The sequence below is a fragment of the Microbacterium sp. PAMC21962 genome, assembly GCF_019443465.1.
GTDB lineage: Bacteria > Actinomycetota > Actinomycetes > Actinomycetales > Microbacteriaceae > Microbacterium > Microbacterium hominis.
The window spans coordinates 1,320,287-1,332,005 of sequence record NZ_CP080381.1 but is presented as its reverse complement, the minus strand read 5'-3'; the positions used below and the strand labels follow the sequence as shown (position 1 = coordinate 1,332,005).

The 11,719-nt window shown below is 72.7% G+C and carries 12 protein-coding genes; 3 read left to right on the top strand and 9 right to left on the bottom strand.

What is annotated here, in order from left to right; genetic code table 11:
• The first annotated feature begins 237 nt into the window (after window positions 1-237).
• The gene (locus KY498_RS06400; RefSeq protein WP_101305872.1) at window positions 238-735 is read left to right on the top strand and encodes an HNH endonuclease; all 498 of its coding nucleotides are present in this window, start codon (window positions 238-240) and stop codon (window positions 733-735) included.
• 6 nt (window positions 736-741) lie between these two features.
• Here KY498_RS06400 and KY498_RS06395 read toward each other — a convergent pair whose 3' ends face one another.
• The 3 genes from KY498_RS06395 to KY498_RS06385 are packed head-to-tail and all read right to left on the bottom strand — an operon-like array spanning window position 742 to window position 3,568.
• A complete protein-coding gene (locus KY498_RS06395; protein ID WP_191008220.1) occupies window positions 742-1,398 on the bottom strand; it encodes a pyridoxal 5'-phosphate synthase in 657 nt (218 codons plus the stop codon).
• A complete protein-coding gene (locus tag KY498_RS06390) occupies window positions 1,395-2,198 on the bottom strand; it encodes a creatininase family protein (protein WP_060959170.1) in 804 nt (267 codons plus the stop codon). The genes KY498_RS06395 and KY498_RS06390 overlap by 4 nt, the downstream gene beginning before the upstream one ends.
• Entirely contained in the window at window positions 2,195-3,568 is a 1,374-nt protein-coding gene (locus KY498_RS06385; RefSeq protein WP_223848875.1) for an FAD-binding oxidoreductase, read from the bottom strand. The genes KY498_RS06390 and KY498_RS06385 overlap by 4 nt, the downstream gene beginning before the upstream one ends.
• 34 nt (window positions 3,569-3,602) lie before the next feature.
• Between KY498_RS06385 and KY498_RS06380 the strand changes: the two genes are divergently transcribed.
• Window positions 3,603-4,226 (top strand): helix-turn-helix domain-containing protein, encoded by a 624-nt coding sequence (locus tag KY498_RS06380; protein ID WP_082808072.1) that lies wholly within the window; start codon window positions 3,603-3,605, stop codon window positions 4,224-4,226.
• Between the two features lie 5 nt (window positions 4,227-4,231).
• On the opposite strand, the gene KY498_RS06375 is transcribed toward KY498_RS06380, so the two are convergent.
• On the bottom strand, window positions 4,232-5,296 hold the full coding sequence (locus KY498_RS06375; RefSeq protein WP_191008221.1) for a methylenetetrahydrofolate reductase C-terminal domain-containing protein: 1,065 nt from the start codon (window positions 5,294-5,296) through the stop codon (window positions 4,232-4,234).
• Window positions 5,293-6,426 (bottom strand): methylenetetrahydrofolate reductase C-terminal domain-containing protein, encoded by a 1,134-nt coding sequence (locus tag KY498_RS06370; protein WP_191008222.1) that lies wholly within the window; start codon window positions 6,424-6,426, stop codon window positions 5,293-5,295. The genes KY498_RS06375 and KY498_RS06370 overlap by 4 nt, the downstream gene beginning before the upstream one ends.
• A 163-nt stretch (window positions 6,427-6,589) precedes the next feature.
• Here KY498_RS06370 and KY498_RS06365 point away from each other — a divergent pair, with 163 nt between their 5' ends.
• A complete protein-coding gene (locus KY498_RS06365) occupies window positions 6,590-7,198 on the top strand; it encodes a cyclodeaminase/cyclohydrolase family protein (protein ID WP_191008223.1) in 609 nt (202 codons plus the stop codon).
• Between the two features lie 66 nt (window positions 7,199-7,264).
• Here the strand turns inward: KY498_RS06365 and KY498_RS06360 are convergent, their stop codons facing one another.
• From KY498_RS06360 to KY498_RS06345, 4 genes are all read right to left on the bottom strand, one after another.
• Window positions 7,265-8,470, bottom strand: a complete 1,206-nt coding sequence (locus tag KY498_RS06360) for a hypothetical protein (RefSeq protein WP_060959174.1) — start codon at window positions 8,468-8,470, stop codon at window positions 7,265-7,267.
• Window positions 8,471-8,567: 97 nt separating this feature from the next.
• Window positions 8,568-9,512: an ABC transporter permease gene (locus KY498_RS06355; RefSeq protein WP_061782279.1), complete on the bottom strand. Its 945-nt coding sequence runs from the start codon at window positions 9,510-9,512 to the stop codon at window positions 8,568-8,570.
• Entirely contained in the window at window positions 9,509-10,309 is an 801-nt protein-coding gene (locus KY498_RS06350; protein ID WP_060959176.1) for an ABC transporter ATP-binding protein, read from the bottom strand. Before KY498_RS06350 ends, KY498_RS06355 begins: the two co-directional genes overlap by 4 nt.
• Complete coding sequence (locus KY498_RS06345; protein WP_191008224.1) at window positions 10,306-11,586, bottom strand: amidohydrolase family protein; 1,281 nt, start codon at window positions 11,584-11,586, stop codon at window positions 10,306-10,308. Before KY498_RS06345 ends, KY498_RS06350 begins: the two co-directional genes overlap by 4 nt.
• Window positions 11,587-11,719: the final 133 nt, after the last annotated feature.

Here is an 11,719-nt window from a genome sequence, read left to right as displayed (position 1 = left end):
CGACGCTCGCACAGCCGAGGGGGAGCCGCATGGACACAGGACCTCGCATTCGAACCGTGAATGCGCTCGGCCGCTATGTCCTTCGGCATCGTGTGCACGACTGCCGCGACATTCGTCGCGGGTTCAAGGCGCTGTCTTCATGACAGCGCCTTTTTTCGTGCCTGCGCCGCCCCGTCCGTGCCGCGTCGACAACGGAGAGCCGTCGAAGCCATCGACGGCCGTTCGAGAGGAACGCGCATGCGCACACTGGTGCTGAACGCCGGATACGAACCCCTGGCCGTCGTCTCGTTCAAGAGAGCCCTCGTGCTCGTGATGAACGAGAAGGCGACCGTCATCGAGCGCATCGACGGCAACCCCGTGTGGGGGATCCGTGGCTCGTGCGACCGTCCGGCGGTGATCGTGCTCACACGGTACGTGCGCGTGCCGGGGGCCCGTCGCGTGCCGGTGACCCGACGCGGCGTGCTGCGTCGGGACGCCCACCGCTGCGCGTACTGCGGCAAGAGCGCGACCACGATCGATCACGTCCTGCCGCGCTCGCGCGGGGGCGCCGACTCGTGGGAGAACCTCGTGGCCGCGTGCCTGCGCTGCAACAACATGAAGGGCGACCGCACCCCGCAGGAGATGGGCTGGGAGCTGCGCTGGCTGCCCCAGCCGCCCCGCGGCCCACAGTGGACGGTGCGCGGCACCGAGCGCTCCGAGCCGGCCTGGGAGCCGTATCTGTCGCTGGCCGCCTGACCCCGGTCAGCCGGGCAGAGCCTCCGACCGCCACCCGTCGCCCACGCGCGTGTAGGCGAGGCGGCGGCTCGCCGCGGACGGGTTCGACACCCAGAACACGAGGCGATGGGGCGTCACGGCGTAGCCCGCCCAGGTCTCGGGCGGCGTGAAGGCGGGGTGCTCGGCGCCGCCGTGGGCGGCGAGGAACGCGCTCCACTGTGCGCGCCGCTCGGCGAGCGGCAGAGCCGCATACGCGGCGGTGTTCTGCCAGGCGAGCTGCTGGAGGTAGGGCGAGCGGCGCCGGTAGGCCTCGTCCGACTCCTCACGCGGCGACCGCGTCGCGGTGCCCTGCACGACCAGCTGGCGGGTGAAGCCCGGCCACAGGAGGGTGAGGGCGACGCCGGGGGAGGCCGCCAGCTCGGCGGCCTTGCGGCTGTCGGCATCGGTGTGGAAGAAGAACCGTTCGCCGTCGAAGTCGCTGAGCATCGTGGTGCGCGCGTCGGGGATGCCGTCCAGCCCGATGGTCGACACCGTCATCAGCAGGCGGTCCTCGCCCGGCGCGGGCAGCCAGTCGGCGGCGAGGGCGAGGGGATCGCTCCACGCGACATCCGACTGCACCGGGTCGCTGTCGTGGGCGATCACGACGGGCGCGGGAGGGATGCCGGGGGCGTACGACGCGGTCATCCGAACACGAACCCGTCGATCTCGGCGAGGGCCTCGCAGACGAAGTCCACGCCCCGGTCGTACAGCTCCTTGCCGTGCGCCGCGTTGGCGCCCGTCGCGTCGCCGATCACGCCCTCGGGGCCGAAGTCGTCGCTCGTCCACCCGAACATGACCGGCTTGCGGTTGAAGCCGATGTGGGTGAGGCCGGCGATGTGCTCCGGGACGTTCCGGGCGGGCATGTCGGGGGCGACGAGGTGGGGGGCCAGGTGCATGACCAGCGACGTCTCGGAGAAGCCGCCGTGGATGCCCTGTCCCTTCTCGTCGGGGCGGCCGTCGATGCCGTCGCCGGCCCCTCCGGCGGTCGCGGGCATCGAGAAGGTGCGCAGACCGAAGCGTCGACGCAGCTCGCGGTTGGCCCAGCCGAGCAGCATGACGTTGCCGCCGTGGCCGTTGACGAACACGACCGTCTTGGCCGGCGTCATCGCGATCGAGCGGCCGATGTCGACGAGCTGGTCGAGCACGGTCGTGCCCTCGAGCCAGATGGTGCCCGGCGCCCAGTGGTGCTCGTCGGACTTGGCGTAGCTGATCGTCGGCAGCACCCAGGCGTCGATCCCCGCGGAAGCGACGCGCGCGACGGCCGCCGTCGCGATGGTCTCGGCGACCAGCGCGTCGGTGCGCAGCGGCAGGTGCGGACCGTGATGCTCGATCGCGCCGATGGGTACCACGGCGATCGAGCGCTCGGTCAGCAGCGCCGTGAGCGCGGGGCCGGACAGGTCCGCCCAGTGGCGAGACGTCGGGGTGAAGGGGAACTCGCCGGTCATCGGATCGCCCCCTTCACGGGTCCGCCGTAGGCGGGATCGAGCTTGCCGGGGTTGAGCAGCCCCCGCGGGTCGGTCGTCCGGGCGAGCTGCACCGTCTCGGAGAGGCGGAAGTCGACGTTCCACTGGTGGGGGCTGTGCACGCCGACTCCGAGCGCGGTCAGGGCCGCGATGCCGTCGGCGACCTGCTCCGGGCTCTCGTAGACTCCCGCGAGCATGCCGATGGGACGCGTCGCGGTCGCCTCGATGTGCAGGTGCGCGCCCGGGTAGACCGCCATGACCTCGTCGTGACGGTCGATGAGGGCGTCTCCGCCGACCTCGACGTGGAAGTACACGCCGGGCTCGGACTTCTGCAGCCATTCGATCGGATGGTTGTAGCTCAGCACCGAGATGGCCGCCGACACCTGGGGCCCCTCCCGCACCTCTTCGATGCGCCCGCCCGCCGCGGTGATGAGGGCGGTCGCCTCGTCGACGAGGGACGCGTCGATGATCGTCCGCAGCGAGCTGCGGCCCTCGGGGAACGCGGGGTCGGGCGGCAGCTGGGCGGACACGTGCGGGTCGTCCGCGGAGACGAGCCGGGGGAAGGGACGGAGGGCGGCGAGTCGCTGCAGCACCGACATCGAGCCGGTGAAGTCGCCGAACGACGCGTACAGGCCCCGCCAGTCGTTCATCGGCTCCAGACGCACCGTCGCCCGCGCGATGATGCCGGCCGTGCCGTAGTTGTGCACGAACCCGAGGGCATCGTCACCCTCCACGTGCACCAGTTCACCCCCGGATGCCGGGGTCACGACGTCCAGGGCGAGCACGAAGCCCTCGTGGTTGCTGCCGTGCGCGATCGAGCCGGTGCCGCCCGAGCCGCCCGAGATGAACCCGCCCACCGTCGAGTGCACGGTCGAGGGGTACATCCACAGCTGCTGGCCGTGCTGGCGGGCCGCCTGCTCGAGCGCGGCCATGGGCGTACCGGCCTCGGCCGTGATCCACCCGTCGCCCACCTCGACGATGCCGCGGGCGCGCGAGGTGTCCAGCACCAGGCCGCCGGGCATCGGGATCGCCTGACCGTAGTTCCCGGTGCCCTTGCCTCGAGGCGTCACGGGGGCGCCGTGCGCGACGGCGATGCGCACGACGTCGGCGATCTGCTGCGCGTCGGCGGGGAACGCGACGAGGTCGGCGACGCCGAGGGGCAGCTGTTCGGCGATGATCGGCGACATCCGGGCGCCGTCGACCGAGGCCTTCTCCCGCTGCCGGGGGTCGCTGGAGACGCCCCGGACGCCGAGGACGGCCGCCAGGTCCGCCTCGAGGGCCGCGTAGTCGGGGGAGGCCGCGGCAGTGAGAGCCGCGGGTTCGAGCATGTCGGTGGGTGTCGCGCCGGTCATCTCGGTTTCCTTTCGTGTGTCATAGTCTTCACTCATGTCCGATGCCGCCTCGTCGCGCCGCCGTGCCGCCGACGCGCCCCTGGCCGACGACGGCCCGGCCTCGGCGGCCCGCGCGCTCGGTGCGCGGATCCGCGCGCTCCGTCAGCGCCGCGGGATGACGCTCACCCAGGTGGCGGCGCAGGCCGAGCTGTCGCACTCGTTCCTCAGCCAGGTCGAGCGCGGGCTCGAGCGGATGAGCATGACCTCGCTGTTCCGGGTCGCCCAGGCGCTCGGCACGACCCAGCAGGCCCTGCTCACGGACGACGCCGACGCGGCGGTGCGCACCCAGGGGGAGTTCCACGTCTTCCGCGCGAGCGAGGCGACGCCGCTGGATGCCGGGGGCAGCCCCCTGCGCGTGCTCGCGCGCGACCACCCGCGCTTCGTGCCGATGGTCATGTCGGGGACGTTCTCGGAGGACCTGTGGTGGGTCCACGACGAGGAAGAGTTCGTCTACGTGCTCGAGGGTCGCCTCGTCGTCGTGCTGGAGGATCAGGAGTTCGCCCTCGAGGTCGGCGACGCCGTGTATTACCACGGCGGCATACGCCACCGGTGGCGTACCGAACCGGGCGAGTCGACGCGCGTGCTGACCGTCAAAGAAGGCAGCGCCGGAGCGCACTGACCCGCTCACGTCCCGCCTCCGAGCTCTCGGGCCACCGTGGCGAGGTCGGCGGCGTAGGAGACCTCCTCGCCCAGACGGGCACCGCCGGCGATGACGACGCCGCCGACGAGACCGGTGTCGAGGAGTGCGCGGCCGTATTCGACGGCCAGGCGGATCCCCTCGGCGCGCACGTCCCGCGCCGCGAAGAGACGGTCGATGAAGCCCCGCGGCAGCTTCGCGGCGTGGAAGGAGGCGAGCAGTCCCGCCCCGTCGCGGTCGATCACCAGAGGAACGCCCGGGAGCACCGGAGCGGTGGCGCCCGCCGCGCGGCACTGCGCGACGAAGTCGGCGACCTCCTCGGCATCCCCGGCGTACTGCGTGAGGCACAGCCGACCGCCCGCGCGTTGCTTCTGCGCCACCCGGGCGCCGCGCTCGGCGACGGGCGGTGCCGCGGGGGACTCCGCGAACGAGGTGAGCAGGCCGAGGGCTCGCGCGCGGGGCAGCATCGTCGTGGATTCGAGATCGAAGACGGGTCGCGCGTCGGCCCGGTCGCCCGTCTGCGTGTGGTCGCCGGTGACGCAGTGCACCCCGGCCACCCCCAGTGCGCGCAGCGACAGCAGCTCGCGCTCGAGCGCCGTGCGATTGCGGTCGCGTGCGTTGAAGCCCATCCACAGCCGCAGGCCCGTCGCCGCGATGAGCGCGGCCCGGTACGACGGCGGGAACTGCACGCGCGAGCGTCCGGCATCGCCGGAGAGCACGGCATCCACGCTGCCGGACAGGGCGTCGGCGGTGGGGCGGACGGCGTCGGAGCGCAGCGCGCGCACCGGGAATCCCGTGAACACCAGCGGTCGACGCTGAGCGATCTCGGCTACCTCGCGCCCCGCGGCCGTCGTCACCGCGTCGACCGGGCCGCGGTCGACGGGAGCGTCGCCGTTCCCGTCCCAGCGCACGGGAAGGTCGCGCCGGAGGAAGACGCAGGGCGTCGGATCGACCTCGCAGGTGCCGTCCGGGTTCACGCCCCCGCAGGGGCCGTAGGCCATCGACTTCGGACACCCCGCGACGCGCGGCGCCGTGCCCGCGGCGAGGCTCATGCCGCGGCCCCCGTCGCCGTCGCGTCGGAGGACGGGGCGCGGCTCGCGCGCAGGAGCGTCGCGGTGCGCACGATCGCGTCGACCGCGGCCAGGCCGGTCGGGTCGGTCTCGTCGACGACGGCCGACAGGTGCACGCCCACCACTCCCGGCACCGTGAGGGCCTCCCGTGCCGCCGCGACGGCGGCGTGCACGCCCGCGTCGTCGACGGCCGCGGCCGCGGTGACCGCCGTCACGAGCCCCGACGGCAGGCGGACCCCGGGCAGCGCCGCGAGCCGCAGGGCCGCCGATCGCGACGTGATCACGGGCACCGAGGCGACGAGGGGGATGGCCCCGCCGGTCGCGGCCAGCGCTCCGGCGAAGCGGACGAGATCGGACAGGTCCCCGCAGAGGTTCAGGATCGCCAGCTCCGCCCCCGCGCGCGCCTTCAGCGCGAGCCGGACGGGCCGGTAGTCGATCGGCGGTGCGGCGGGCTGCTCGGCCACCGCCACGAACAGGCCCGCGCGGCGGGCGAGGGCCGCCACGCGCGTCGAGTCGAGGTCGAACACCGGCTGGGCGTGCGGGAGCGCGGTCGATGCCGGGTGGTCGCCGGTCACGGCCAGCACGCCCGCGACGCCGAGATCGGCGAGGGCCGCGAGCTCGCCCTCGATCGCGACACGGTTGCGGTCGCGACAGGTGATGCCCGCGATCACGGTGGCGCCGGCGCCGCCGAGCACCAGCGCCTTGTGGGTCGGGCTGAGCGACGCGCGGAGGCCGGGCGGCTCGCCCGCGATCACCGCCGTCAATCCGGCCAGGCGCGCGCCCGCCTCGGCGAGCACGCCGGCATCCGCCGAGCGCACGGGAAGATCGGCGGTGACGAGCAGCCCCTCCGAGACGCGCGTCGCGAAGGCGGCCGCCGCCGTCCGGCGCGGGGAGAGGGGCAGCGCGTCGCCGCTGGGCTCGGCGCTCTCGGGGGCTGCGACGTCGGCGGCGGAGACGTCGAGCGTATGCAGGAGGTCGGGGTCGGCGGCGAACGAGCAGCGGATGCCGGGGACCTCGCAACCGCCGTCGGCTCCGACGCCGCCGCACGGTCCGTAGACCATGCGCTTGGGGCATCGTCGCGACGCGTCGCGCAGGCGCAGCTGGACGGTCACGGTGCCTCCTCTCGCGGTTCGCCCGCGGTCGGCGATCCAGGAATCGATGTTGGTCTCGCCAACAATGTCACTGTAGAAGCGCGCCGTTTCGCGGGTGTTACGGTCGCGTATGCGTCGATGTCGCCCCCCGATCGGCGCGGCCGCCCGCCCCTAGAGTGGGCGCATGTCCGCCCCCGATCTCGCATCCGCACGCCTCGACGACTGGCTGGCGGCGCTCGCCGCCCCCGTCCCCGAACCCGGCGGCGGAGCCGCTGCGGGCGTCGTGATCGCGACAGGGGCCGCGCTCGTCGCCATGACCGCCGGCTACGCCGTCGCCCCGCACCGGGACGCGGTGCTCGCGGACGCGACGCGGGCGCGCCGCGACGCGCTGGTCGCCGCGGAGCACGACGGGCGGATGTCGGCGGCGCTGGTCGCCGCCTTCCGCCGTCCCGCCGGTGACGCGGAGCGCCCGGCGGCGATCATCGCCACGACGGTGGCCGCCGCTGAGGCGAGCGCCGCACTGGTCGACGTCGCGGCATCCCTGGGGTCGGCCCTCACCTGGCTCGAAGAGCACGGCGAGCCACGCGTGGCGCCCGACGTCGCCGTCGCGGCGCGGATGCTCGCGTGCGGCATCCGTGCGACGGCCGTCAACATCCGCTGCGACACGACGAGCGCCCGCGACGCCGGGGCGGAGGTCGAGACGCTCGCGCCGCTGCACGCCGCCCTTGCGGAGGCGCTCGCCGTCGCGCAGCGCTTCGACGCGCTCGCCGACCGCGTCACCGCGACACTCTGACGCCCCGACCGACGCGAACGCCCTGCCCCGACGATCGTGGGGCAGGGCGTTCGCGTGCGGACGGTGTCAGTCCATCTTGATCGAGGTGTCGATGAACTCGTTGGTGTAGAGCGCCGACGGGTCGATCGCCGACGCGGCCGCCTGCGTGATGCTGCCGGCCGTGACGAGGAAGGGCGTGAAGTCCTTCACGATCGAGGCCATGCGGTCGGGGTCGAACTGCCCGAAGACGCCCGACGCCTCGTCGTTGGCGACCAGGCCCAGCTCCTTCTGCTGCGCCACCGAGAACTCCGCGACGCCCTCCGAGTAGGTCCAGCCGGTGTCGTACTTCTCGACGAGGTCGAGGATGACCGCGTTGCCGTGCTCCGGCGCGTTCAGGAAGTCGATCTGCGACTGCTGCATGATCGGGACGAGCTTCTTCAGGCAGTCGGCCTTGTCGGTGACATCGGCCTTGCGCACCGCGAGGGGCTCGGGATAGATGTTGTACCCCAGCTCGGACAGCAGCTGGTAGCCGACGTCCTTGCCCCACTGCGAGATCTCGTTCTTGTAGATGTAGGGCTCGGCCGTCGCGAAGCCCTGCTGCAGGATCTTCGGGTCGGACACGAAGCGCTGCGGGGTGCCTTCGTAGCTCGTGTCGATCTGCGACGAGGTGATGATGCCCTGCGACAGCAGCAGGTTGGGGATCACGTCGCCCGACGTGACGATCGGGTCGCCGGCGGCGGCGGCCTCCTTGATCGTCTTGGCGCCGTCGTGGCTGGCGGGGTCCCACATGAGGATCTGCGGGCTGAAGGTCAGCTGCGACGTGACCGCGACGGTCGGCTGGTCGGCGTCGGCGACGATCGCGGCATCCGTGTTGACGGCGCCGATGAGGATGTCGGTGTCGAGGTACATGAGCGCGGGCACCGGCTGGAAGTTGACCGCCGGGCCGCCCGAGCGCACCTCGATCTTCACGCCCGTGTCGGTGCCGTTGACCACGAGCGGGCCGGTCACGGTCTTCTTGTCGGTGTCGACCGTGTACCCGTCTCCCACCAGGTTGTACATGGCGCCGTGCTCCGACTCCGGCTGCCAGTCCTGCTGCATGACGACGGTGGCGGGGCAGACGCTCGCGAGGTCGAGGGGGCCGCCCTTCTCGGCCGCGGTCGCGGCCGAGGTCGTGGCCGGAGCCGCCGCCTCGGTGCTGGAACATCCCGCGACGGCGAACACCGTGACGGCGAGGGTGCCGACGGCGACGCTGCGCGCCATCAGACGACGGGAGAGAAAGGTGGGCTGTGACACGGTGTCCTCCTGGACGGGCTTCGGGTGCGGTGCGGACAGACGGGTGGTGCGATTCGTGGTGCGGGTGAGGAGAAGCGGTGCGGGCGGCGGGGCGCGATCAGCGGGTCGCGACGCCGAAGAGGCGTCCGACGACCAGCCGATCGAGCGCGGCGAAGATCGAGAAGACGATCACGCCGAACAGTGCCGTGAAGATGATCGCGAGGAACAGCGGCTCCATGTTCAGGCGCAGCGTGTAGGTGCGCAGCAGTCCGCCGATGCCCTGGCTGCCCTGCTGGAAGAAGAAGTCTCCGACGATCGCGCCGATCACGGCCAGACCGGCCGACTGGCGCAGCCCCGTGAAGATCGACGGGATCGCCGCGGGGAGCATGAGCTTCGTCATCCGCTGCCACTTGCTGGCCTTCTGCAGGGTGAACAGGTCGTGCGCCGCGGGCGTCGCCGACTGCAGGCCGAAGAGGGTGTTCGAGATCATCGGGAACACCGCGATGATGACGCAGACGACGATGCGCGCCGGCAGGCCGTAGCCCATCCAGATGCCGATGAGAGGGGTGAGCGCGAGGATGGGGATCGTCTGGAGGATCACCGCGTACGGGTACAGGATCTTCTCGGCGAGGGTCCACTGGGACATCACGATGGCCCAGCCCATGCCGATCACGACCGCGATCGCGAGACCGACCAGCGCGACGGAGATCGTCTGACCGAGCGCGGCGATCATGGGTGCGATCACCTTGTCGTTGCCGACCGTCTCGGCCAGCACCTGGTGAGGCGGCGGCAGCAGGAACCGGCGGCTCTCGCTCAGCAGCAGGTACGACACCGCGTACCAGATGGCGATGATCCCGAGCAGTGCGGCGACGATCGGGAACGCGCGCGACCAGGCGCCGCGCACGACGCCCGCCGCGCCGCGAGGCCGCCGGCGCGCCGCCATCACGGCGGTCGTCGTCTCGGCGGATGCCGCGGCATCCGCGGCCGCCTTCGACGGGCTCACCGGGCCGGCCGACGTGTCGGCGTGCGCCGTCGGCGCCTTCAGGGCGAGGTTCTGGCTCACGAGTGTGCCTCCAGTGCGTGCGAGAGGTGGCCGACGATGCGCCCGAACTCGGGTTCGTAACGCAGCTCGGGCGAGCGGGGGTAGGACCAGGGCAGTTCGATGTCGTCGACGATGCGGCCGGGCCGTCCGCTCATCACGAGCACGCGGCTCGACAGGTAGACGGCCTCGGAGATGGAGTGGGTGATGAACATCGCCGCGAACCCCTTGAGCTGGAACAGCCGCTGCAGCTCGGTCTGCATCTTCAGGCGCGTGATCTCGTCGAGGGCGCCGAACGGCTCGTCGAACAGGGCCAGCTGGGGCTCGGCGACGAGGGCGCGGGCGATCGAGACCCGCATGCGCATGCCGCCCGACAGCGCCCGCGGATGCTGGTCCTCGAAGCCCGACAGGCCGACGAGGTCGAGCACCTCCGCGGCGCGACGCCGACGCTCGGCCTTGGCGACGCCGGCGAGCTCCCCGACGAGCTCGACGTTGCGCTGAGCGCTGCGCCACTCCAGCAGGGTCGCCTCCTGGAAGACGAAGCTCGTGGTGTCGGCGCGGACGTCGATCTCGCCCTCCGTGGCGGCGTCGAGCCCGGCCGCGAGGCGCAGCAGCGTCGACTTGCCGCAGCCGGAGGGACCGACCACCGACACGAACTCGCCCGGGCGCACATCGATCGACACGTCCTCCAAGGCGCGGGTGCCCGTGTCGAAGACCTTGGCGACGTCGCGGAAGGCGAGCGTGGGTGTGGAGGTCGGCCGGGCGGTGTCGGCGGTGCCGGCGTGCGAACGCGGATCGGCGGGTGCGGTGACGGTGGTCATAGGAGGGCTCCCTCGGAGGTCGGGGCGGACGGCGGGGTCGGCAACGGGCGGAGATCGAGCACGCTGCCGACGACGCGGCGGCGCACCGCGATGACGCGGCCGTCGCGGATGACGATGCGATCCGGTGCGCGCTCCGCGAGCGCCTCGGCGGTGTGCGCGGCGCGCACGAGCACGATGTCGGCGACGTCGCCGACCCGTCCGCGGGCGGGCGGCAGTCCGAAGGCGGCGCGTCCTCCGTTGGAGCTGACGTGCCAGGCCTCGGCGGGCGTGAGGTGACCGGCGACGACGAGCTCGGAGGCGACGTCGACTATGTCGGCGTTGCCGAGCGGGTTGAACGGGTCCTGCACGTTGTCGCCGCCGGCTGCCAGCGTGATGCCGGCCTCCAGGATCTCGCGCAGCGGGGGGATGCCGCGCGGCGTGCCGACCGGATGCTGCCACCCCTGGAGGTAGAGGTTGGTCAGCGGGTTGGTGACGATGGAGACACCGGCCTCCGCGACGGCGGCGAGGGTGCGGGCGCGGGTCGCGGCATCCTGCGTGGACAGGCTGACGCAGTGGCCGGCGGAGCGGATGAGCCCGGCGGGCCAGTGGCGCGTGCGGGCGGCGAGCTCGGCCAGGCCGGTCGAGGCGGGATCGAGCGTCTCGTCGGTGTGCAGGTCGAGGCCCAGGCCGAACTCCTCGGCGAACGCGGCGGCGCGCTCGAGATCCGCCGCGGGGTCGTCGGCGAGGTGGGGGAAGCCGCCGACCAGGTCGATCCCGAGGGCGACGGCGGCACGCCCCAGATCGTCCGGGCCGTCGGAGGGCCCGGGGCTCGCGACGACCTGCAGGTCGACGAGCCCGGCGAACTCGGCGCGCAGCTCCACGAGCGCACGGACGCCGCGCAGCGGGTCGTCGCCGAGGTGGTAGTTCGTGTGGGAGCGCACGGCGGTGACGCCGGCGTGCAGCGCGGCGACCAGGTGGCGGCGGGCGCCGGCCGTGATCGCCTCGTACGTGTGGCTCTCGCCGTGGTCGACCCAGCACGCGATGGCGTCCTCGAGCGAGCCCTCGGGCTGGCCGAACGCGCTCCACGTGTAGCCCTTGTCGAGGTGGGCGTGCAGGTCGGCGAGCGGTGGCAGGGCGACCCAGCCGGTGGCGTCGATCGTCTCGCCGTCGGCATCCGCAGCCCTCGCGTCGACGACACGACCGTCCGCGAAGGCGAGGGTGTCACCGACCTCTCCGGCCGGCGAGAGTCCGGTGACGGCGCCGATGCGCTGGCCCGGCTCGAGGAGTTCGGCATCCATAGGGGCTTCTCCTCACGTGGCGATGACGGCGGGCGGTGACGGTGACGGCGGGCGGTGCGGTGTTGTTGGTATGACCAACATCGGGTGAGAATCAGTAAACGCCCGACGTGTTTCCTGGCAGGCCTGTCGGGAT

What these genes read in the sequence shown, in the direction of transcription:
- KY498_RS06345 (WP_191008224.1), bottom strand. Translation starts at nt 11,586, where the DNA reads ATGGATGCCGAACTCCTCGAGCCGGGCCAGCGCATCGGCGCCGTCACC.
- KY498_RS06375 (WP_191008221.1), bottom strand. Translation starts at nt 5,296, where the DNA reads ATGAGCCTCGCCGCGGGCACGGCGCCGCGCGTCGCGGGGTGTCCGAAG.
- KY498_RS06400 (WP_101305872.1), top strand. Translation starts at nt 238, where the DNA reads ATGCGCACACTGGTGCTGAACGCCGGATACGAACCCCTGGCCGTCGTC.
- KY498_RS06390 (WP_060959170.1), bottom strand. Translation starts at nt 2,198, where the DNA reads ATGACCGGCGAGTTCCCCTTCACCCCGACGTCTCGCCACTGGGCGGAC.
- KY498_RS06385 (WP_223848875.1), bottom strand. Translation starts at nt 3,568, where the DNA reads ATGACCGGCGCGACACCCACCGACATGCTCGAACCCGCGGCTCTCACT.
- KY498_RS06395 (WP_191008220.1), bottom strand. Translation starts at nt 1,398, where the DNA reads ATGACCGCGTCGTACGCCCCCGGCATCCCTCCCGCGCCCGTCGTGATC.
- KY498_RS06380 (WP_082808072.1), top strand. Translation starts at nt 3,603, where the DNA reads ATGTCCGATGCCGCCTCGTCGCGCCGCCGTGCCGCCGACGCGCCCCTG.
- KY498_RS06365 (WP_191008223.1), top strand. Translation starts at nt 6,590, where the DNA reads ATGTCCGCCCCCGATCTCGCATCCGCACGCCTCGACGACTGGCTGGCG.
- KY498_RS06350 (WP_060959176.1), bottom strand. Translation starts at nt 10,309, where the DNA reads ATGACCACCGTCACCGCACCCGCCGATCCGCGTTCGCACGCCGGCACC.